Raw genomic sequence first — 19,208 nt, 5'->3', positions numbered from 1 at the left:
CGAGAGACCGGCCCGTTTTCAGCCGTGCAGCAGCACCGGCAGCTGCGTGAGCCGCGTGCCCTGGATGCCGCCGAGGAACGTCTGCCGGAGTTCCGGGTAGGGCACGGCGAGCCGGGCCCGGGGGAGGTCCGTGCGCAGGACCGCCGCGACCGCCCGCAGTTCGAGCTGCGCGAGCTGGGCGCCGACACAGAAATGCGGGCCCGCGCCGAAGGTCAGCTCCGGACCGGGTTCCCTGGCCGGGTCGGTGTTGACGCCCTGGATGTCGACGAGCACCGGGGCCTTGGCGGGGAGCCGGATCCCGGCGAGTTCGATCTCCGTGGTCGTGAACCGCCAAAGGGTGAACGGGGCGGGCGGATGCTCCCGGAGCGTTTCGCGGACCAGGTGGCTCTCGGGGGCGGGGTCCCCGTTCAGCAGCCGTGAGATCAGGAAACCGATCGAGGCGTCGGTGGTCAGCTGCCCGGCGAAGATCAACGCGAACAGGTGATACCGCAGATCGTCTTCGGACGTCTCGGGCGGGAGATTGTCGCGTAGTTCCTTCGCGAGCCCGTTCCGGTTCGGGGTCAGCCCCGCGGCGGCGAGGTCCGCGATCGCGGCGATGGCCCTGCCCTGGGCACCCGGTGCCGGGTCGGTCATGCGGCGGCAGGCGTCGACGGCGGCGTCGAGCAGCCGGAGCGGGATGCCGAGCAGATCGAGCAGCACGGCGAGCGGGAAACGGGTGGAGAACCCGTCCATGAGGTCGACGGTTCCGTCGCCGAGTTCCGTCAGCAGCGCTTGCGCGGTCCGGTGGATCCGGTCTGACTGGGCCTGGATCCGTTTGGCGCTCAGGAGCGGAGCGTGCGCTCGCCGCAGGCGCGTGTGGTCCGGGCCGTCCAGCGTGGTGAGGGACGGCTGTTCGGCGGCGGTCTGTTCGAGCGCGGTCCATTTCTCGGGAGCCAGCGCGGGGTCTTTCGCGATGCGCGGGTCCGACAGGACCGCGCGGGCCAGCTTCTCCTCGGTCACGATCCAGGCGCTTCCGCCCTCGGGCGCGGCCACTTCGACGAGTGGGCCGGCGGCTCGCAGCGCGGGGCGGACGGGATCGGGCTCGGTGATGCCGCGGGTCTTCGCGGCGAACGGATCGGGGAGCACAGGAACTCCTTCATAGAAAAGTGGCTTCACGATGAAGATATATTCGCGACCGGTAGGTTGTCAAAGCACCGGATTCGAGGGAGGGCCGATGGAGGATCGCGTCACGTCGCTGCTGGACGGCCTCCGGAACTTCGGGGCGCATTACACCGAGTTCACCCGGCGGTTCGCGCGCTGGCTCGGCCTGCACGCCACCGACGCCGCCGCGCTGGTGGAGATCCTCTACGCCGAGGACACCGGCTCACCGCTGTCCCCGGCCCGGCTCGGTGAACGCATCTCGCTGACCTCCGGCGCGACCACGAACCTGCTGAACCGCCTGGAGAACCTCGGCTACGTGGTGCGCACGCGGGAGAACACCGACCGGCGGGTGGTGACCCTGCGCAGCGGCCCCGACATCCAGGGGCCGGCGCGGGAGTTCTTCGGTCCGTTCAGTGCCGGGCTCGCGGCGCTGGTCGCGCAGTATCCGGCCGAGGAGATCGAGCGGTTCGAGGCCTTTCTGCGGCATCTGCGGTCCACAATGGACAAAGTGCTCGAAGAACAGGGTTGAGCGCCGTTCGAGGGTTTTCACCCACCTGACCAGTCCGCGCCGCCTTCGGCGCCGAATCCCTCCCTGACGCCGCGGAACCGCGTAGCCGGGCGTCGGGCGAGGTGGAGGCAGCTTGATGGTCGAGGAAGTGCGGACGAGTCCGCGCGGAAGCGGCGGCACCGGAACGGAGCCTGCCGAAACGAGCTTGATGCAACGGGTCGCGGCCGGCGACGAACAGGCGTTCGCCGACCTGTACGACGTCGTGGCGGGGCCGGTGTGGGGAGTGGTGAACAGGGTCGTCCGCAACGGCACGTTCGCCGAGGAGGTCACCCAAGAGGTCCTGGTGGAGGTGTGGCGGACGGCGGCGCGGTTCAAACCGGGCAAGGGGAGCACGCTGGCCTGGGTACTCACCATCGCGCACCGGCGGGCGGTGGACCGGGTGCGTTCGCATCAGGCCTCGCTCGACCGGGACGACCGTGCGGGCAGACTCGATTTCCGGCGCCCGTTCGACGAGGTCGCCGAGTCGACGATCAGCAATCTGGAGCAGCAACGGGTGCGCCAGTGCCTGTCCGCGCTGACCGGCCTGCAACGGGAATCGGTGGTGCTGGCCTATTACAACGGGTACACCTACCCGGAAGTCGCGCAAGTGCTCAAGACCGCGCCCGGCACGGTGAAGACCCGCATCCGCGACGGCCTGATCCGGCTGCGTGACTGCTTGGGGGTCGGGCAATGACGGCGGAACTGCACACCTTGACCGGGGCCTACGCCGTGGACGCCGTCCCGGGGGAGGAGGCCGCCGCGTTCAAGCGGCACCTGCGGGGCTGCCCCTCATGCGGCCAGGAAGTCCGGGAACTGCGGGAGACCGCGGCGCGGCTGGGGGCGGCGATCGCCACCGTGCCACCGGCGAGGCTGAAGGAAGCGACGCTCACGCAGGTCGCCGGGACCCGCCAGTGGCCTCCGCTGGTCGCGGTCGCGCGTCGAGACGGGCCACTGAAGACGCGGATCGCCCTCTGGAGTGCCGCCGCGGCCGCCGCCGGAGCGCTGGTCTTCGGCCTGGTCACCATGAACACCGAGCCGGGGACCGATCCCGCGCAACAGCGGCTCGCCTCGGTGAACGCGGTGCTCACCGCTCCCGACGCCTCGACCGCCAAGGGCACCGAACGCGGGGCGACCACGGTCGTGACCTCGCGGAGTCACGGCAAGATCGTCGTACTGGCGGGTGAGCTGCCGCCGTTGGCGCCGGGCAGGACGTATCAGGTCTGGCTGCTCGGCGCGAGCGGCGTGCATTCGGCGGGGCTGCTGGCGCCGGACGGTCCACATCGGACTTTCCCGGTCCTCGCGGAGCTGCCCGCCGGGATCGACCGGGTCGGCATCACCGCGGAGCCCGCCGGAGGTTCGCGGACGCCGTCCACCCCGGCCGTCGCGATGATCCCCCTCGGGGCGTGACCGGGATGGGTGGCGTTCCTGAACGCTCTCCCTGCCGTGGGGCGCGGACGGGGCCGATGGTCACTGGACGCGGCCGGACCCGGTGGTCTCGTCGGCGGCGTCGTCGTCGCCCGGCATGTGCACGTCGGACACGGTGATGCCGACCTCGACGACCTCGAGCCCGGTCATCTGCTCGACCGCGCCGATCACGTTGCGGCACACCACTTCGGCGAGGTCCGCGATCGCGACGCCGTATTCGACGACGAGCTGCAGGTCCACCGCGGCCTGGCGTTCGCCGACTTCGACGGAGACGCCCTGCCCGGCGGACGCGGTGGCGCCGGGGATGCGCTCGCGCAGCGCGGTCCCGGCTCCACCCGCCTGGGCGGCACGGTCGAGAACACCGACGTCCACTGGGTGATGCGGAGGACGAGCGGCCTTTGACGGTGCGGATCGCCGCTCACGAATCGCGGGGGTACTTCACGGTGAGGGCATTGAGCGCTTCGTCGACGGTGTGATAGAGCCGCAAAACGGTGTCGAGCCCGGTGATTTCCATGGGCCGGATGACGGGGCTGTTGGAATCCACGGCGATACGCAAGGACTTCCGGTGTGCTTTCGCGCGGCTGTGCGCGGCGACCAGGACGGCGAGGCCCGCGGAGTCCAGGAAGCTCACCGTGGTCAGATCGAGAACGCAGGCACCATCGGTGTCGTCGAGTGCCGCGATGAGAGCCGCTCGCAGCTCCGGCGCGGCATCGGTGTCGACTTCACCGGTCACCGTGACGACGACGTCGCCGTTCACCGGACGGCTGACGATGTCCAAGTCCGGCGGTGGCGGCTCGGCCTGCGACGAGGGGTTCACGGTCCTGAACGGTATCGGACCGGCGACGCCGGGGGACGCGTCGCCGGTCCGGATCCCACCGGTTTTGATACGGATCACGGCAGGCCACCGCTGTCCCAGTCGCGAGCCGCGGCCAGATGTGGTGCGTGACCGCTGCTTCCTTCGCGGTCCAGCGCCAGCTCGGCCCACACGGTCTTGTGCCGGGCGCCGTTCCGCACGCCCCAACTGGACGCGAGCCGGTCGATCAGCATCAGCCCTCGCCCGCCGGAACCGTCCGGGGTGCGCGGCCGCGGTTGACGCGGTGAGGCGTCGTCCACCTCGATCCGCAGGTACCGGCCTTCGTGGGTGAGCTCGAGCCGACAGGTACGCGGCGCGTCACCGTGCCGGTGGGCGTTGCTGATCAGTTCGTCGGCCACCAGAACCGCGTCGTCCACGGTGAGCCCGCGATAACGCGCCAATGCCTGACGTACGCCGTGCCGGACGTCCCTGGTCTCGGTCGTGTCCAGGTCGTAGGTCACGTCGCAGGGACTCGGCTCGGTGCGCTCAGTATTCCTCGGCTGTGTTGACATCCGTCTCACCCGCCTCGTTTTCGACGATTACTGGAAACATCGCGCATGGAGTTCAGTACCCGGAGGCCGGCGAAAGCAAACTCCGTCGCCGGTGTGTCCTGATCGGCCGCTGTCGAAAGTCATTCTCTGCCAAGGGTTTCGTGCTTTCGCCGGATCACCATGACGACGGTGTCGTCCGCGTGCAGGACGACGTCGTGCATCTTCGCGGCGAGTGTGCCGGGGATCGCCGCCGTGGGGTCTCCGGCGTGGTGGGGCGCGATGGCCCGCAGCCGCGCTTCGCCCTCCTGGTAGTTCTTGCGGCTTTCGATCAGCCCGTCGGTGTACAGGAGGACGAGGTCGCCCGGGGCGAGTGTGCGGTGGACCAGGCTGCCGCTGCCGGGATCGGGGAATCCGACGCCTCTGCCCACGTGGGTGGGCACCAGGAGTTCGGTGTCCCCGGCGGGGGTGACCAGCACCGGACGGGGATGGCTGCCGTTGGCGAAGGTGATGTCGCCGGTCGCCGGGTCGAGCCGGGCCAGCAGCACGGTCGCCATCAGATCGGGTTCGATGGTCGCGAGAGTGCGGGCGGCGTGGCCGATCAGGTCCGGGAACGGATGGCCTTCCAGCGCCAGGGTGCGGATGGCGTGGGTGACGGTCAGCGCGTGCCGGGTCGAGGTGACGCCGTGCCCGACGGCGTCGACGAGGGTGATGTGCACGTCCCCGTCGGGCAGGACGAACCAGTCGTACAGGTCGCCGCCGGCGGGGGAGTCCGGCTCGCTGGGCGCGTAGTGCACGGCCAGTTCGAATCCGGCGACGTGCGGCGGAGAGGGACGCAGCGCGTCTTCCAGTTCACGGAAGATCACCGAGTGCGCGCGGCGCAGTCGTTCGTCCCGTTCCTCGAGTTCGACGTACATGGCGAGCACGCCGCTGTTCGTCTCCGCCAGTTCGTGTTTGAGTTCGCGTTGCTCCTTGGCGATCACGTCGGTGCGGGCGACCAGCGCCAGCATCTCCTCCCGCGTGGCGCGCTCGTCGTCGTCCGGCACGGTCACGGCGGGGTGGCCGGCACCGAGGTGCCAGGTCAAGGTCTCGCCGTCCCCGGCGTCGGGAAGAAGCGGCAGGGCGTTGCGCCGCGGTTGCCCGACCGGACTCGGCAACCGCAGGGTCACCGTCAGCCGATCGTCCACCCTGGACGAGGAGAGTCCGGTGTGCGCCGCGGATTCGGCGAGCTGGGTCACGGCGAGGACCAGGCGCGCCCGGTCCTCGGCCGTGACGCCCGCGGCCGCGCAGACCTGCCGTAGTTCGCGGCGTAACCGCGCCACGGGGGACTGCGTCATGCCGGGTCCCCGCTCGGGCCGAGAGCGATCAACGTGGCGTCGTCGCGGGGATCACGGTGGTGCTGGGCGAGATCGGCGGCCAGCAGCGTGGGCACCGGGAGTGGGCCGAGCGGGGCGGGGCCTCGCCACGTGGTGCCGATCCCGTCGGTGTGCAGCACGACGACGTGGTGCACACCCGGGTCGAGGGAACGCACGTGCATCGCCGGAAGGCTGAAACCGACCACTCCGGGCAGGCTCAGGAGCGGCCGGCTCCGCCCGGGTGTCAGCACCAGGCCGCTGATGTTGCCGACACCGCAGAATTCCAGGAGGTCACCGGAGATACGCGCCAACGCGACCGCGGCACCCCTGGTCTGCCGCAGGGTGCGGTGCATGGCGGTCAGATGCTCGGGCAGGGAACGGCCCGGTCGCTGGCGGAAGACGTCGATCGCGGCTTCGGCGGCGTCGCTCGCTTCGGGGCCGTGGCCGAGCCCGTCCACGATGGCGATCGTGCGGACACCGGGCCCGGTCGCCAGCGCGAGGGCGTCACCGCAACGCTCTTCGCCTTCACGGGGCAAGCGGAAGTGCGCGATCCCGGCCGGCGGTGCACCGGGCGCCAGCACCCTGGCCGCCGCGAGGGTGCCGGTTCCGGGCGTGGATCGGATACGGAACTCCGTGGCGAGCCTGCCCACGGCGCCGAGTCCGGTGCCGAGCGTCTCCGTCGTGGTGTGGCCGTCGATTCGCCAGTGGTCCAGATTCGCCATCCCCGGCCCGGAGTCGGTGGCGTAAAGGTCGATCCCTTGTCCGGCAAGAGATCGCTGAATGAAGACGCAGCCGTCGCTGGCGTGTTTGTCGATGTTGCCGGCCAGTTCGGAAGCGATGACGGCGGCGCGTTCGGCCAGCACCTCGGGAAGCCCGATCCGGACCGCGACCTCGCGAGCCGCGCGTGCGGCGGTGTAGACCGCGCTCGCGTGGTCGATGCGGGTCAGCATCGTGGCCTGCGCGACTGTGACGGTCATGGTTTCCAGCGCACGATGGTGACCGTCGTGCCCTTTCCGGGAACCGTGTCGAGGGTGAACTCGTCGACCAGCCGCCGGGTGCCACCGAGGCCGTGCCCGAGACCGGCGCCGGTGGAGAAGCCGTCGGCCATGGCCTGGTCGACGTCGGCGATACCGGGCCCCTCGTCGCGGACGGACAGTTTCAGCCCCACCCGCCCCCGGCCGTCGCGCACGACGGCGATCGTCATGACACCGCCACCGCCGTGGATGTAGGCGTTGCGCACCAGTTCGCTGGCCGCGGTCACGATCTTGGTCTGGTCGACGATCGAGAACCCGGCCGCGACCGCGTCGGCCCGTACCGCGTGGCGGGCGCTGAGCAGATCCTCTTCGGCGCGGACGGCGTGTTCGCGCGGGCCCTGGTCGGTCAGCTCGTCAGGAAGCATGAGGCGCCTCTTCGGCGACCTCGGCGGAACGGCGCCACCCCAACAGCTCCATGGCCTGTTCGGCGTTGAGCGCGGTTTGCACGCCGGTGAGCTGCAACCCCAGTTCGGACAGGGTGATCGCGACGGCGGGGCGCATCCCGGCGACGATCATGCGAGCGCCGAGGAGCCGTCCGGTGGCGGCGAGTTCCATCAGCACCCGCGCGACGAAGGAGTCGATGACCTCCAGTCGCGAGATGTCGAGGATGACCCCGCGGATCCCCTCGTCGGAGATCCGGCTGGTGAGTTCGTCGGTGAACTGGAGCGCGGTCGTGTCGTCGAGGTCGCTGAGCAGACCGCTGACCAGGATGTCCCCGAGCCGCAGGATCGGCAGGCCGGCGCGGGCGTTCACCCGGTCACCGCGCCGGGGCGGATGTGGTCTTCGAGCAGTCTCATCGCCGTGGCGAGCGCGTCGGCGAGCGAACCGCGGGTGACGATGTGCGACAGGTCGATGCCGAGCTGGGTGACGGTCTGCGCGATCGACGGGCGGACGCCGCTGATCAGGCATTCCGCGCCCATCAGCCGGACGGCGCTGACGGTCTGCAGCAGATGCTGCGCCACCGCCGTGTCCACTGTGGACACGCCAGTGATGTCGATGATCGCCACGCGGGCTTCGTGCGTCTGGATCGCCTCCAGAAGGTTCTGCATCACGATCTGGGTGCGGGCGCTGTCGAGGGTGCCGATCAGAGGTACGGCCAGCACCTGCCGCCACAGCCGGACCACGGGGGTGGAGAGCTCCAGCATCTGCTGGTGCTGGCGGCGGATGATCTCCTCGCGGCCTTCGACATAGACCGAGAACGTCAGGATGCCCGCGGCGTCGAAGAGACGGTTGACCTCCGCCGAGGCGGCGTAGCGCACGGCGTGGTCTTCGGTGTGTCGTTCGAGCGCAGTCACCATGATGTGCTTCAGCGCGAAGATCGCTTGCGCGGTGGCGGAGGGCGCCGCGCCCGCGCGGGCGCGGCGCTCGGACAGTCCTCGCAGGGCGGAGCGGACCGCCTCGTCCCGTTCGATGACCTGGGACGTCGGCAGGGCGGTGCCGAGTGCGCCGCCGAGCGCTCCCAGTAGTTCCTTGGCTTCGCGTCGTAGCCCGTCCTCGCCGAGCCGAGTCGATGAATCGGCGAGCTGCCAGCGGACCCAATCGTCTATCAGGACGTCCTGATCCGCCTCGAAGATCCGCGCCAGCAGGTCCCGGGCAGCAAGTTCTTCCGTGCCGTGCAACGCGACCTCCCGGCCGATCCGGCGTCGCGAAGCTTTACCGCGTTCGCAACTGTTGTCATATGACAACAGTAACTCTACTTGAGTGGTTCCGGCGGTTCAGCGCGGCGTGTGCGGTCCGGCAGCCTCTCGGAACTCCAGCAGGCCGGTGGTGAGCGCGGCCCTGGCTTCCGGTGTCATCCTCAGCAGCACGGTTTGGAGGTCTTCGCGGCGCCGGTCGCGGAGGTCACGCAGATAGACCCGGCCTTGGTCGCTGAGTCTCAGGGTGAGTTCGCGGCGGCTCCGGCTGCTGGGCAGCCGTTCGAGGAAGCCGACGGCTTCGAGCCGGTCGCACAGGCGGCTCACCAGCGGAGGTGTCGAGCCGAGCAGGTCGGCGAGCGCCCGCAGGTTCAGCCCGTCGTGGTGGTCGAGGGCGACGACCGCACGGACTTGGGACGTCGAAAGCGGACGCGGGGTGACCTCGCGGGCTCGTTCGAACATGAACTCGAGCAGCTCGGCCGTGCCGGCCACGGCCGCCGCCACCGTTTCGGTGTCGGGCTGCTCAGGGGACCGGTTCACACCGCCACTCTCGCATCCTTATGCTGGGCTGTCAGCTCAGCTCACTGCGACGCGCCCTGCACAGGTCCGACGGAGCGGCGCCGACAAATACCGAGTGCCCAGGTCAGGGACCGGTTCCGGCGAGCAGGAGGCAGCACGGTGAACAGATCCCTGGCGGTCGAACGCGTTTTGCGCGGCGTCCAGCCCCACGCACTGCTCGACGGGCTGCGGTCGGCGTTGCAAGAACATTTCGGAGCCAGGTCCGTCGATCTGCTGATGGCCGACTACAGCCTCGCCGAACTACGACGGGTGACGTTGCTGCCCTACACCGCGGAGCCGATGCCGGTCGCCGGCACCGCGGCAGGCCGGGCCTTCACCGCCCAGCAGGCGACGTTCGACACGGACGAGGACGGCGTACGGGCCTATCTTCCGGTCACCGTCCGAGGTGACGGAATCGGCGTCCTGGTCGTCACCCTGCCCGAAGAGCCGGAGCCGCCCGTCTGGGCCGAGCTGGGCCGGTTCGCCGAGGCGCTCGGGCACGAGGTCTTCGTCGCCGACCGCGACACCGACCTGTACGTGCAAGCACGCCGGTCTTCCCGGCTCACGCTCGCCGCCGAGATGCAGTGGCAGCTGCTCCCCGGCCGTGCCTGTGCCCGCCCCGAGTTCGCCCTCGGAGGTCAGCTCGAGCCCGCGTACGCCATCTACGGTGACTGCTTCGACTGGTCGGCCTCCGCCCGCAAACTGGCGGTCACGCTGATCAACGGCATGGGTGAGGGCACCAGCGCTGCCCTGCTGACCAACCTCGCGATCAACGCGCTGCGCAACGCCCGGCGAGCGGGCATCGGCCTCGACACGCAGGCCGAACTCGCCGACCAGGCCGTCTACGCCCAGTACCGCGGCCAGGAACACGTCGCCGCCCTGCTGCTGGAATTCGATCTCTCGACCGGCGAGATCACCGCGGTCGACGCCGGTTCGCCCCGCCTGTGGCGGCTGCGCGACAGCAAGGTCGAACGAGTCGTCTTCGACGAACAACTACCGCTCGGCACGTTCGAAGACACCGTCTACACCATCGAACGCCTCCAGGCCCTGCCCGGCGATCGCTTCGTGTTCGTCAGTGACGGTGTGTACGACGTGCCGGGAGCGCACGGGGAACGCTACGGCGATCGCGACCTCGCCGAGGCCGTCGTCGCGACCGCGAGCCTCCCCGCGGCCCACGTGCCCGGCGCCGTCCTCGGCGAACTGCGCGACCGCCGTGCGGGCGGCCTGGCCAGCGACGACGCCATGATCGTCTGTCTCGACTGGTTCGGGCCGAATCCCAGCGACGGCATCGAGTCGGCGATATCCTGACGGTCAGCCGGCTCGCGCGGACACCGGTGCCCCCGATTCGGCCGCGGCCTTCTTCTTTTCGCCGGTGGGCAAGGTGATCAGCAGCACGACCGCGCCGAGGAGGGTGCTGAGCGCGATCCACCCCGCGCCGACGTGCATGGCATGGACGAACGCGTCGTCAGCGGCCCGCGCGAGAGCGGGCTCGCCGATGGCGGCGGCGACGTGCCGGGCCTGTTCGGCGGAAATCAGCGCCTGATCCCGCACCGGACCGGGCGCACCCGCCAGCGAGGGTTCGATCGCCCGCCGGTACACGATCGACAGGATGGTGCCGCCGACCGCGATCCCGAGCACACTGCCGGTCTGCCGCACGGTGTTGGTGACGGCGGCCCCCGCACCGGCCTGGTCCAGCGGCAGGTCGCCGATCAACGCGGCCGTGACGGGACCGATCACCATGCCGATCGAGAGACCCTGCACCAGCAACAGGATCTCGATCCAGACCAGTGGGGTGTGCGGGCCGAGGAACCCGTATCCGGCCATCGTCAGCGCGGCCATGATCAGCGCCGGGACGGTGACGAGGCGTAGTGACAGACGACGGACCAGGCGCGTGGCGAGGGGTGCCCCGGCGAGGGCGCCGAGTGCGGTCGGGACGGTGGCCAAACCCGCCTTCATCGGTGTGAAGCCGAGCGCACCTTGCAGATAGAACGCGGTGTAGAAGGTGATCGCGGCCACGGCGAAGAGCAGCAGTCCGAGCGCCACGTTGCCGCCACCGAACGCGCGTCGCGCGAGCAACCGCGGGTCGAAGCCGGGCACCTTGGCCCGCAGTTCGACGAGTACGAAGACGGCCAACAGGATTAGGCCGAGAACGATCGGCGCCCAGACGTCGATACGGCTCCACCCGGCCACCTGCCCCGCCCGGATCAGTCCGTAGGCCAACGCCACGAGTCCGCCGGCCGACAGCGCCATTCCGGCGAAGTCCAGCGGCCGCGGGGTGGCGCTGCGGAAATTCGGCACCAGCACGGCGAGTCCGACGAACGCCACTACCGAGAGCGGGACATTGATCAGGAAGACCGAGCCCCATCGGAAATGATCGAGCAGGAAACCCGCCAGCACCGGGCCCGCGGCCATTCCGACACCGGCCGACGTCGAGAAAACGCCGATCGCGGCAGCGCGGGCGGGGCCGGTGAAGGTCCACATGAGGATGGCCAGCATGGCGGGCGTGATCAGCGCGCTGCCCACCCCCATCACGGCTCGAGCCGCGATCAGCTGACCCGCATCGGTCGCGTACGCCGCCCACAGCGAGGACCCGGCGAAAACCGCCAAGCCGCAGGAAAACACCGTCCGGTGACCGAAGCGATCGCCCAAAGCGCCCGCGGTGAACATCAAGGTGGCGAAGGCCAGCGTGTACGAACCGGTCGCCCATTGCAGCTCACCGGGATCGGCCCCCAGCCCGCGGACCGGGTCCGCGAGGGTCTCCAGCGTGGTACTCAGGACGGTATTGTCCAGCCAAATCAGCACCGAACACGACATGAGAACGGCAAGAATCGAATGCTGCCTGAATTTGGGCAGCGTTGCAGGCGTGGTCAATGCGCACCTTCGGAGGTCGATCGGCGGGAACCCGGGCGACATTAAGCAAATTCCGCGGCACTGTCAAATTCGGTTTTCATTGCCGATACCATTGCGGCCGGTCGAATGGTGTGCCCTCGGCGGAATTTGCGAAACGAACAATTCTGTGCCTCCGGGCGAATGGCGATTTCACGGATTTCCGCCTCCGGTGAGCTGACGCGGATCGCCGAGAACCACATCGACACCGTGTCGGAGCATGACCGACGACGGCACGAAGCCGGGTGTGGACACCATTCGGGTCGTCGCGACTCAGAGGTTGGTGATTCCGGCGCTCAGTGCCAAAGCCGCGGCTTCACCGCGCGAGGCGACGTCCAGTTTCTTCAGCAGGCCGGTGACGTGGAACTTGACCGTGCTTTCGGTGATCCCGAGCGTGTCGGCGATGGACTTGTTGCGCTGCCCGCGCGCGACCAGCCGCAGCACTTCGAGTTCGCGGCGGTTGAGATTCGACGGCAGCGTCTCGTCGGTCCTGCTCGCGGCGGGTTCGAAGGGGATGCTGATGGCGACGTGGCTTCCCCAGTCGGCGAGTGCGTCGATCCGGACGGTGGCACCGAGGGTCTTCGCGCGTCCGTCGAGTTGCAGGCGCAGGCCGGTGCTGTCGAGACCACCCGATCCTTGGTCGCGGACGTCGAGGTGCAACGCGGTGCCGTCGGCCGACCACGCGACCCGGAGCCGGGTCAGCTCGGGCTGGCTGGTGAAGGTGAGCACCGTCGTGCGGGTCATCGCGCGGGCGGCGTGGGCGATCTCGCCGGGGATCGGCCGCCCGTTCTTCGGCGGGGCGGCGAACTCCAGCCGGGCGTCATGGTGGCGCAGCATCTGCCGGATTTCCCGCCGCAGCCTGCCGAACGCGGTGTGCACGGGTTCTTCGGACTGGGCGAGATCGGTCTTCTGCGCCGACCGGAGCGCCACCAGCGCGGCCGAGGCGGAGTCGGTCGCGGCGAGCCGGGCGCGCTGATCGTCGAGCCGGGAGGACCGCAGGGTGGTGAGGATCGTGACGAGCGCGGTCTCGTGCGCCGCGGCCATTTCGGCGATCGTCCTGGCGCGTTCGCTGGAGGCCGCGCGGGATTCGGCGAGGTAGTCGGGGCTGGCCTGGGTCACCTGCTGGCGGATCGAGGTCGCGACGACACCGAAGACCTCGGCCAGGGAAGCGGGATGCGGGAAGCGGATCCGGCTCGACCGGGGGACGAGCGCGAGCAGGGAACCGGTCGGGTCCTGCACGGCCCAGACCGTCCGGGTGGCGCCGCCGAGAGTGGCCGTCGTGGTCACCTGACGGCCGGGCGGCACGCTCGCTTTGAGCGCTTCGAGTTCGGCGATGGTGATCTTGTCGGTGATCTCCCTGGCGCCGGTGACCTTGCGCGGCCGCCCGGTGCACTCCCGGGTGAAGACGACCAGAGCCTGATGCGGCCAGCCGTCGGCGAGGAAGCGCGAGAACCGGTCGGCGATTTCGCGCAACGGTCCCTCGATGACGTCGCGCAGCGCGGTCAGGTCGGCGGAGTCCGGCATCCGGCGAGCCTAGCCGCCGACTTGCCTGGTCGAAAGGACAGGATTCACTGGACCGACGACCAGGTCGCTGCCGCGGCTTCCGGGCTTAGCCTCACCTGAAGCATGCGTCGGTGCGCATGCCTGTGTTGCCGAACGGCGGAGGAAACAGGGAATGCCACAGCAGGTACGCGGAGTGATCGCCCGGTCCCGGAACGCTCCGGTGGAGCTGACGGACATCGTGATCCCGGATCCAGGCCCCGGCGAGGTCGTCGTGTCGATCGCGGCCTGCGGGGTCTGCCACACCGATCTGACCTACCGCGACGGCGGCATCAACGACGAGTTCCCGTTCCTGCTCGGTCACGAGGCCGCGGGCACCGTGGAAAGTGTCGGTGACGGTGTGGAGTCCGTGCGGCCAGGGGATTTCGTCGTCCTCAACTGGCGCGCGGTGTGCGGTCGGTGCCGAGCCTGCAAGCGCGGACGCCCGCAGTACTGCTTCGACACCTTCAACGCCGCACAGAAGATGACACTGACCGACGGCACCGAGCTGACCCCGGCGCTGGGCATCGGCGCGTTCGCGGACAAGACGCTCGTCCACGCCGGACAGTGCACCAAGGTCGACCCCGTCGCGGACCCGGCCGTCGCGGGCCTGCTCGGCTGTGGCGTGATGGCCGGGCTCGGCGCGGCGGTCAACACCGGCGCCGTCGGGCGCGGGGATTCGGTCGCGGTCATCGGCTGCGGGGGAGTCGGCGACGCCGCCGTCGCCGGGGCCCGGCTGGCCGGTGCGGGCACCATCGTCGCGGTCGACCGTGACGAGCGGAAACTCGGGTGGGCCCGTGAACTCGGCGCGACCCACACCGTCAACGCCTCCGACACCGACACGGTCGCCGCGATCCGGGAACTGACCGGCGGCTTCGGCGCCGACGTCGTCATCGACGCGGTCGGCCGCCCGGAGACGTGGAAGGCGGCCTTCTACGCCCGTGACCTGGCGGGCACGGTGGTCCTGGTCGGCGTCCCGACGCCGGACATGCGCCTGGAGATGCCGCTGATCGACTTCTTCTCCCGCGGTGGCGCGCTGAAATCGTCCTGGTACGGCGATTGCCTGCCGGAGCGGGACTTCCCGATGCTGATCGACCTGTACCTGCAGGGCCGGTTGCCGCTGGAGCGGTTCGTGACCGAGCGGATCCCGCTCGACGGTGTCGAGAAGGCCTTCGGCGCCATGCACGCCGGCGAGGTGCTGCGTTCGGTGGTGATCCTGTGAGCGGGAAGCTGCGGATCGAACGCGTCGTCACCGCCGGGGTCTTCGAACTCGACGGCGGGAGCTGGGACGTCGACAACAACGTCTGGCTCGTCGGGGACGACGACGAGGTCGTGATCGTGGACGCCGCGCACGACGAGAAGACCATCGCCGAAGCCGTGGGCGGCCGTGCCGTGGTCGCCGTCGTCTGCACCCACGGGCACAACGACCACGTCACCGTCGCTCCGCAGCTGAGCGAACACCTGCACGCCCCGGTCGTGCTGCATCCCGGTGACCGGAAGCTGTGGGAGATGACCCACCCCGGCCGCCGGTTCCGGGACACGGAGGACGGCGAGCGGATCGCCGTCGCCGGCACGGACCTCGAAGTCGTGCACACACCGGGTCACTCGCCCGGATCGATTTGCCTGCACCTTCCCGAAGCCAAAACGCTCTTCTCCGGGGACACGCTCTTCGCGGGCGGTCCCGGCGCGACGGGGCGCTCCTTCTCCGACTTCCCGACGATCATTTCCTCCATCAGGGAACGGCTCTTCGCCTTGCCCGAGGACACGAAGGTCCACACCGGACACGGCGATCCCACCACCATCGGCACCGAAGCGCCCCATCTGGCCGAGTGGATCGCCCGCGGGCACTGAGCACTCGGCCGCTCCACCCGGCTCAGTCGATGAGGACGTTCTCGTCGAACAGGTTCGCGTAGCGGTTGACCTTGCCCATGCCGCTGCGCGAACCGGAACCCAGGTACAACCGGGTCTCGCCGGCCAGGCTCCGGTAGATCCCGAGTCGCTCCGGCTCACGGAACACCAGCGACTTCCCCGCCTTGGTCAGCGCGCGGCTCTTCACCTTGCCGGTGTTCATGTCGACGCACGTGACGTGGGAATCGATGTCGGCGGGATCCTCGTGGCCCGTACCGTCCAGTGTGTACAGATACTGGCCATAGATGGTGTATCCCTGGAACATGACCTTCTCCTGCGCCAGAGCGGGCTGCGGGAAATGCGCCGGCGGTGCATCCCGGTCGGGCCGGACCCGAACGCCGAGCCGAAGGCTTTTCACCTTGTCAGGCACGGCGCAGCACGACCCTGGCCCTGCGCGTGAGAGAAGCCTTCGGCAGGCACCCGCAGTTCGCCGCGGAGATCTCGGCGCGCGCTACCACCGGATAGCGGTCCTTACCGACGTTGATCGCCACCGAGGCCGGGATCAGCACCCTCACCCCCGAAAGACGTCCTCGCCCTCCAGTTCATCCCACATCGAGGCCACGGTCGACTGAGTGCGACGGACCTGGCCGCACTGTTGCCTGCCGCTCTCCTCTCGTACGAAGTCACGGACAGCGAGCGCGGCCGCCATCAGATCGAGTGCGAGCTTTCCCCGGACGGCGCTAGCGGGGCATTCCGGCGTGGACGAGGCTGATCCGATGTCGGAAACGCTCGAGCCACCGGGGCTCACCGCCCTGGAAAAGCTGAAATACCAAGGTGATCCGCTCGCCGATGCCGTCGTCGCCGAGGTGGTGGCCGACGGGCGGACGAGCGCGGTGAACGAGGTCCTGGCGCAATTCAGGGACAACGACCAGCCCATTCCGGAGAATCTGCCGGAATCGGTGCGCCGGTACCTGATCGAGACCGACGCCCCGCCGGAGTGGGCGGATCTCGAACGGGTCGCGGCGGCGTACGAGTTCTTCGTGGACGATGGGATGCACGTCGCCTCGGTGCTGTCGTTCGGGGCGATGGTGAACTGCTATGCCCAACCCCGGCCGTCCCGCGTGCTGTCGCTGACCCACCGGCTCAATCAGCCGCACCGCCGGCTGTCGGAGACCTCCCAGTTCGTGCTGAACCTCATGGGTCCCGACCCGTTCGGTTCCGGCGGCGGCTTCGTGCCCACGATCCAGAAGACCCGGCTGATCCACGCCGCCGTCCGGTACTTCATCACCCGGTCAGGTGAATGGGACGTCGAGGCGGACGGCGTCCCGCTGTGTCAGCAGGACATGCTGGGAGCACTGCTGATCTTTTCGGTGCAGGTCATCGACGGGATGCGGCGGATGGGCGTCACGGTGACCGACCGTGAGGCCGAGGATTACTACCATGTCTGGCGGGTGACGGGCGCGATGCTCGGCATCCCCGCCGAAGCGATGCCCGAAACACTGCGAGAGGCCCAAGAACTGAACGCCGGACTCGTCGAGACGAGCTACGGTCCCTCCGCCGAAGGCATCGAGCTGACGCGTAACCTCCTGCGCCTGTACGAAAAGATGGTGCCCGGCAAGGCCTTCGACGGTGTGGTCGCCGCGATGGTCCGCCAAGTGGTCACCGAAGACGTCGCCGACTGGCTCGAGGTGCCACGGTCACGGGGCTGGGGGCGTGCCGTCGGCGCGGGCGTACGGGCCATGCGGTTGCTGGAACGATCCGAGGACCACAGCCGGGTGGCCACGGTGGTGCTCGACAAGGCGAGCAACCTCCTGCTCGGCGGCAGCGTTCGCACTCTCACCAACGGACAAGCCACCGCCCTGACCATCCCGACGGACCTCCGGGAGAAATGGCTCGCCGCGGGCGTCTGCCCCGTCACCCCCCAGCGGACCTGACACTCTCACCGGGCCGGGGTGTTCGCCCGACCCCACCAGCCCGGCCATGACCCCGGTCCAGGACGGCAGGCGAAGCCCTTCCCGGATCGGACGGCGGACACGAGGAGGCGAGACTCTTCAGTCGATGAGGTTCCGGCGCATGCCTTGGACGACCGCATGGGCGCGGTCGGTGGCGGAAAGCTTGCGGAACAACCGCTGGGCGTGGGTTTTCACCGTGTCCTCGGACAGCTGCAGATCACCGCCGATCTCGCCGTTGGTCTTCCCGAGACTCATTCCACGCAGTACTTCCAGCTCGCGTTTCGACAAGCTGAACCCCTGCTCCGCCGCGGTTCGCGGAAGTGGCAGGGAATGCGGCCCTCGGCCGGAGCCGAGCGCGTTCGTGGTGCTCGCTTCGCAGGACAGGAAGCCGACGGCTCCCGCTTTGATCGCGGCGGCGACGCGTTCTTCGGACTCCGGCGGGCCGTACACGATCACTCTTGTCCCGCGGGACGCCGTCGACAGCTTCCTGATCGTCTCCACCAGCACCTCGGAGGGCATGCGCACGCTCAGGAAGACCAGGTCCGCGGGCAGGAAGCGGAACTTGCCCACGAGGTCCGTACTGCTCGCGGCGGCACCGACACGCGCCACTCCCGGCACGGTCATGAGCAGACGGGCCATGCGGTCACGCGGTTCGCGCCGGCTGTCCAGCACCAGGATGTTCATCGCGATGTCCCCCGCAGGCCGAAGTGATGGGTCGCCATGGACCCGGGCGGCTCGAAGAAGCGAGGCCCGGTGTTCGACCACGGAATGGTCATATCCTAGGAGGCCAGGGCCATGCCGGTGACGCGATACCGGGAAAGCAATACTGACGAGTGAGCGCGACGCAGGTGCCGGAAACAAGGAAGTACTCGTTCGGTGTACCTACCACCTCTCGGCCCATTCCGGTGCCGCTCCGCGGACGCCGCCCTTCAGCTTTCCTTTCCTTATGGACTGTGACGCCCGCGCCGGTCTTGAGGTCCGTGAAGGCCTCCTTGAGGGATCCTAGGTCCCTCAAGGAGGCCTTCACGGACTTGCCGCCCAAGCGACACGTTGCCTTACCCCTCGATACCCCGAATCGCCACTCACGGCCCCCGGAGCCGACCGGGGGAAGGCTCACTCTGAGGGACGCCGCCCAGGTTGCGTCGGCAACGACAGGAAGCAAGGTTTCCCGATCTACTCAAGCCCCGTAGCATTGCGTGAGCCAGGACCGCCGCCCGAAGCACTACGGAAAGTGGCGATCGACGACGCGCATCTGCGCCGGACCCCACTCGATCGTGTCGGTTGTCGGCATGACATTTTCGTCGAGTAAAGATTTCCTTGCCGAAAACACCCGTCAGAAGGAATCGGTACGCGAATCGCGGTATTCGCCGGATCGAGGGTTACGCGCGCGGGCCTCGTTCACTAGAGTGATCCCCGGTTCAACCAGGAGCCGTGGAAGTGTAGGCCGTGTCAGCGGTTGTCATCCGGCCGGCCTTCCGTGTTCGCGCACTGAAACACTTCCGAAAGGACATATGGCCCACTCCGGTGGAGCCAGGGGAAAAGTGAACAACCGACTAATGGCCGCACCCGTGGGTGCGGCCTTCACCTCGCGTCTGGTCTGTGTGGCAGGCGATCGCCTCGTTCATCCGGCCGACGGCCGCAACGACCTCGCCCGCATCGTCGTCCGATGGGCTCGAAGATGGGTCGCCGAGACGTGGGCCGCCCGGCAGTACTTCGAGGCGCTGGGCATCGGTGACAGGGAAAGCCCTTGCTACACGGACGACGATGTCGCCGGCTGGCTGCTCCTCGAACCCCGGCAGGGCTCACTGGCGTGGCGGGTGCGCTCGGGAGAAATCGAGATCACGACGGCCTTGACCGCGGAAGCCGAAGCCTGGCCCGGCTGACTTCCTTGCCGGGCTGCGGCCCTTCCGCGGCGACTCCGTCCAGGGAGAATCGCTGGTGTCGGCATC

22 protein-coding genes and 1 pseudogene are annotated in these 19,208 nt (G+C 69.1%); 8 read left to right on the top strand and 15 right to left on the bottom strand.

The genetic code is table 11. The features are described 5' to 3' along the window. Positions 1-18: 18 nt before the first annotated feature. Entirely contained in the window at positions 19-1,125 is a 1,107-nt protein-coding gene (locus P3102_RS25550; RefSeq protein WP_276362388.1) for a cytochrome P450, read from the bottom strand. Positions 1,126-1,213: 88 nt separating this feature from the next. Between P3102_RS25550 and P3102_RS25545 the strand changes: the two genes are divergently transcribed. The 3 genes from P3102_RS25545 (at position 1,214) to P3102_RS25535 (ending at position 3,094) form a co-directional block, all read left to right on the top strand. Further along, complete coding sequence (locus P3102_RS25545) at positions 1,214-1,669, top strand: helix-turn-helix domain-containing protein (RefSeq protein ID WP_276362387.1); 456 nt, start codon at positions 1,214-1,216, stop codon at positions 1,667-1,669. A 115-nt stretch (positions 1,670-1,784) separates the two neighbouring features. Beyond that, entirely contained in the window at positions 1,785-2,381 is a 597-nt protein-coding gene (gene sigK / locus P3102_RS25540; protein ID WP_276362386.1) for an ECF RNA polymerase sigma factor SigK, read from the top strand. Continuing rightward, a complete protein-coding gene (locus tag P3102_RS25535) occupies positions 2,378-3,094 on the top strand; it encodes an anti-sigma factor (RefSeq protein ID WP_276362385.1) in 717 nt (238 codons plus the stop codon). The genes sigK and P3102_RS25535 overlap by 4 nt, the downstream gene beginning before the upstream one ends. Positions 3,095-3,154: 60 nt before the next feature. Here P3102_RS25535 and P3102_RS25530 read toward each other — a convergent pair. From P3102_RS25530 to P3102_RS25490, 9 genes and pseudogenes are all read right to left on the bottom strand, one after another. Continuing rightward, positions 3,155-3,433 (bottom strand): annotated as a pseudogene (locus tag P3102_RS25530) (Asp23/Gls24 family envelope stress response protein); the annotation flags it as partial. A gap of 97 nt (positions 3,434-3,530) precedes the next feature. Beyond that, positions 3,531-4,007, bottom strand: coding sequence for an STAS domain-containing protein (locus tag P3102_RS25525; RefSeq protein WP_276362383.1), 477 nt, complete (start codon positions 4,005-4,007; stop codon positions 3,531-3,533). Beyond that, on the bottom strand, positions 4,004-4,426 hold the full coding sequence (locus P3102_RS25520; RefSeq protein ID WP_276362382.1) for an ATP-binding protein: 423 nt from the start codon (positions 4,424-4,426) through the stop codon (positions 4,004-4,006). The genes P3102_RS25525 and P3102_RS25520 overlap by 4 nt, the downstream gene beginning before the upstream one ends. A gap of 170 nt (positions 4,427-4,596) precedes the next feature. Then, positions 4,597-5,790 (bottom strand): PP2C family protein-serine/threonine phosphatase, encoded by a 1,194-nt coding sequence (locus P3102_RS25515; protein WP_276362380.1) that lies wholly within the window; start codon positions 5,788-5,790, stop codon positions 4,597-4,599. After that, entirely contained in the window at positions 5,787-6,785 is a 999-nt protein-coding gene (locus P3102_RS25510) for an ATP-binding protein (RefSeq protein WP_276362379.1), read from the bottom strand. Before P3102_RS25510 ends, P3102_RS25515 begins: the two co-directional genes overlap by 4 nt. Beyond that, the gene (locus P3102_RS25505; RefSeq protein WP_276362377.1) at positions 6,782-7,207 is read right to left on the bottom strand and encodes an anti-sigma regulatory factor; all 426 of its coding nucleotides are present in this window, start codon (positions 7,205-7,207) and stop codon (positions 6,782-6,784) included. The genes P3102_RS25510 and P3102_RS25505 overlap by 4 nt, the downstream gene beginning before the upstream one ends. Further along, positions 7,197-7,595 carry an STAS domain-containing protein gene (locus tag P3102_RS25500; RefSeq protein WP_276362376.1) on the bottom strand — a complete coding sequence of 133 codons (399 nt, stop codon included), beginning with the start codon at positions 7,593-7,595 and terminating at the stop codon, positions 7,197-7,199. Before P3102_RS25500 ends, P3102_RS25505 begins: the two co-directional genes overlap by 11 nt. After that, positions 7,592-8,461, bottom strand: a complete 870-nt coding sequence (locus P3102_RS25495; RefSeq protein WP_276371348.1) for an STAS domain-containing protein — start codon at positions 8,459-8,461, stop codon at positions 7,592-7,594. Before P3102_RS25495 ends, P3102_RS25500 begins: the two co-directional genes overlap by 4 nt. 96 nt (positions 8,462-8,557) lie before the next feature. Next, complete coding sequence (locus P3102_RS25490) at positions 8,558-9,016, bottom strand: MarR family transcriptional regulator (protein WP_276362373.1); 459 nt, start codon at positions 9,014-9,016, stop codon at positions 8,558-8,560. 138 nt (positions 9,017-9,154) lie between these two features. On the opposite strand from P3102_RS25490, the gene P3102_RS25485 reads away from it, so the two are divergent. Then, positions 9,155-10,342 (top strand): PP2C family protein-serine/threonine phosphatase, encoded by a 1,188-nt coding sequence (locus P3102_RS25485; RefSeq protein ID WP_276362372.1) that lies wholly within the window; start codon positions 9,155-9,157, stop codon positions 10,340-10,342. A gap of 3 nt (positions 10,343-10,345) precedes the next feature. Here the strand turns inward: P3102_RS25485 and P3102_RS25480 are convergent, their stop codons facing one another. Both P3102_RS25480 and P3102_RS25475 read right to left on the bottom strand, forming a co-directional pair. Then, positions 10,346-11,848 carry an MFS transporter gene (locus P3102_RS25480; protein WP_346660201.1) on the bottom strand — a complete coding sequence of 501 codons (1,503 nt, stop codon included), beginning with the start codon at positions 11,846-11,848 and terminating at the stop codon, positions 10,346-10,348. Positions 11,849-12,193: 345 nt separating this feature from the next. Further along, complete coding sequence (locus P3102_RS25475) at positions 12,194-13,444, bottom strand: LuxR C-terminal-related transcriptional regulator (protein ID WP_276362369.1); 1,251 nt, start codon at positions 13,442-13,444, stop codon at positions 12,194-12,196. Positions 13,445-13,595: 151 nt separating this feature from the next. On the opposite strand from P3102_RS25475, the gene P3102_RS25470 reads away from it, so the two are divergent. Beyond that, positions 13,596-14,681, top strand: coding sequence for an S-(hydroxymethyl)mycothiol dehydrogenase (locus P3102_RS25470; RefSeq protein ID WP_276362367.1), 1,086 nt, complete (start codon positions 13,596-13,598; stop codon positions 14,679-14,681). Next, entirely contained in the window at positions 14,678-15,310 is a 633-nt protein-coding gene (locus P3102_RS25465; RefSeq protein ID WP_276362365.1) for an MBL fold metallo-hydrolase, read from the top strand. The genes P3102_RS25470 and P3102_RS25465 overlap by 4 nt, the downstream gene beginning before the upstream one ends. A 22-nt stretch (positions 15,311-15,332) precedes the next feature. Here the strand turns inward: P3102_RS25465 and P3102_RS25460 are convergent, their stop codons facing one another. Both P3102_RS25460 and P3102_RS25455 read right to left on the bottom strand, forming a co-directional pair. Beyond that, positions 15,333-15,632: a hypothetical protein gene (locus P3102_RS25460; protein WP_276362364.1), complete on the bottom strand. Its 300-nt coding sequence runs from the start codon at positions 15,630-15,632 to the stop codon at positions 15,333-15,335. Between the two features lie 97 nt (positions 15,633-15,729). After that, complete coding sequence (locus tag P3102_RS25455; RefSeq protein WP_276362362.1) at positions 15,730-15,882, bottom strand: hypothetical protein; 153 nt, start codon at positions 15,880-15,882, stop codon at positions 15,730-15,732. A 201-nt stretch (positions 15,883-16,083) separates the two neighbouring features. On the opposite strand from P3102_RS25455, the gene P3102_RS25450 reads away from it, so the two are divergent. After that, on the top strand, positions 16,084-17,241 hold the full coding sequence (locus P3102_RS25450) for an oxygenase MpaB family protein (RefSeq protein WP_276362361.1): 1,158 nt from the start codon (positions 16,084-16,086) through the stop codon (positions 17,239-17,241). Positions 17,242-17,358: 117 nt separating this feature from the next. Here the strand turns inward: P3102_RS25450 and P3102_RS25445 are convergent, their stop codons facing one another. After that, on the bottom strand, positions 17,359-17,943 hold the full coding sequence (locus P3102_RS25445; protein ID WP_276362359.1) for a response regulator transcription factor: 585 nt from the start codon (positions 17,941-17,943) through the stop codon (positions 17,359-17,361). Between the two features lie 872 nt (positions 17,944-18,815). Between P3102_RS25445 and P3102_RS25440 the strand changes: the two genes are divergently transcribed. Further along, positions 18,816-19,142 (top strand): hypothetical protein, encoded by a 327-nt coding sequence (locus P3102_RS25440; RefSeq protein WP_276362358.1) that lies wholly within the window; start codon positions 18,816-18,818, stop codon positions 19,140-19,142. Positions 19,143-19,208 lie beyond the last annotated feature (66 nt).

The organism is Amycolatopsis sp. QT-25 (genome assembly GCF_029369745.1).
Lineage (GTDB): Bacteria > Actinomycetota > Actinomycetes > Mycobacteriales > Pseudonocardiaceae > Amycolatopsis.
The sequence above is the reverse complement of the archived record's forward strand: the minus strand, read 5'-3'. Positions and strand labels throughout refer to the sequence as shown.